This is a genomic window from Terribacillus sp. AE2B 122 (assembly GCF_902497585.1).
In the GTDB taxonomy this organism is placed as follows: domain Bacteria; phylum Bacillota; class Bacilli; order Bacillales; family Amphibacillaceae; genus Terribacillus; species Terribacillus saccharophilus_A.
This window is the reverse complement of the sequence record NZ_LR700947.1, coordinates 1-799: the sequence shown is the minus strand read 5'-3', so window position 1 is coordinate 799 and position 799 is coordinate 1. Positions and strand designations below refer to the sequence as shown.

General features: G+C 47.3%; 6 tRNA genes. All 6 read left to right on the top strand.

Annotated elements, in window-relative coordinates:
* The 6 genes from AE2B122_RS13935 to AE2B122_RS13910 all read left to right on the top strand — a co-directional run bounded on the left by AE2B122_RS13935 (nt 1) and on the right by AE2B122_RS13910 (nt 654).
* Nucleotides 1-60 (top strand) — tRNA-Lys (locus tag AE2B122_RS13935).
* A gap of 80 nt (nt 61-140) precedes the next feature.
* Nucleotides 141-227: transfer RNA gene (locus tag AE2B122_RS13930), tRNA-Leu, on the top strand.
* A gap of 58 nt (nt 228-285) precedes the next feature.
* A tRNA-Arg gene (locus AE2B122_RS13925) sits at nt 286-362 on the top strand.
* A gap of 9 nt (nt 363-371) precedes the next feature.
* Nucleotides 372-448: transfer RNA gene (locus AE2B122_RS13920), tRNA-Pro, on the top strand.
* 35 nt (nt 449-483) lie between these two features.
* Nucleotides 484-557, top strand: a tRNA-Gly gene (locus AE2B122_RS13915).
* A gap of 20 nt (nt 558-577) precedes the next feature.
* Nucleotides 578-654 (top strand) — tRNA-Ile (locus AE2B122_RS13910).
* Nucleotides 655-799 lie beyond the last annotated feature (145 nt).

Below are 799 nucleotides of genomic sequence, written 5' to 3'. Positions count from 1 at the left end.
CTCAGTTGGTAGAGCATCTGACTTTTAATCAGAGGGTCGAAGGTTCGAGTCCTTCATGGCTCATCTGTTTAAAGCAAAGGATGATCATATAGATCTGCCGATGCTGTGAAACACAGGCAGCATTTTTCTTTTGACTTTAAGCGGTCGTGGCGGAATGGCAGACGCGCTAGGTTGAGGGCCTAGTGGGTGAATAACCCGTGGAGGTTCAAGTCCTCTCGGCCGCACCAAAAAAAGTGTTGACAAGTTATGAGTTAAATGATACAATATAAAAGTTGTTCTTAATAAGCGCCCGTAGCTCAATTGGATAGAGCGTTTGACTACGGATCAAAAGGTTAGGGGTTCGACTCCTCTCGGGCGCGCCATTATTTCTTCGGGAAGTAGCTCAGCTTGGTAGAGCACTTGGTTTGGGTCCAAGGGGCCGCAGGTTCAAATCCTGTCTTCCCGACCAGTAGTACCAACCAACCGAATGAAACATTTTATAATGCGGGTGTAGTTTAGTGGTAAAACCTCAGCCTTCCAAGCTGATGTCGAGGGTTCGATTCCCTTCACCCGCTCCACTATTACAATTAAGTGATATGGGCCTATAGCTCAGCTGGTTAGAGCGCACGCCTGATAAGCGTGAGGTCGGTGGTTCGAGTCCACTTAGGCCCACCATTGATCTTTGAAAACTGAACAAAACAACCAATTACGAACTAAACGACATGATCGTAAGATCAACGTCAGCTCTAACGAGCACAAAGCATCAAAACTTTCATGGAGAGTTTGATCTTGGCTCAGGACGAACGCTGGCGGCGTGCCT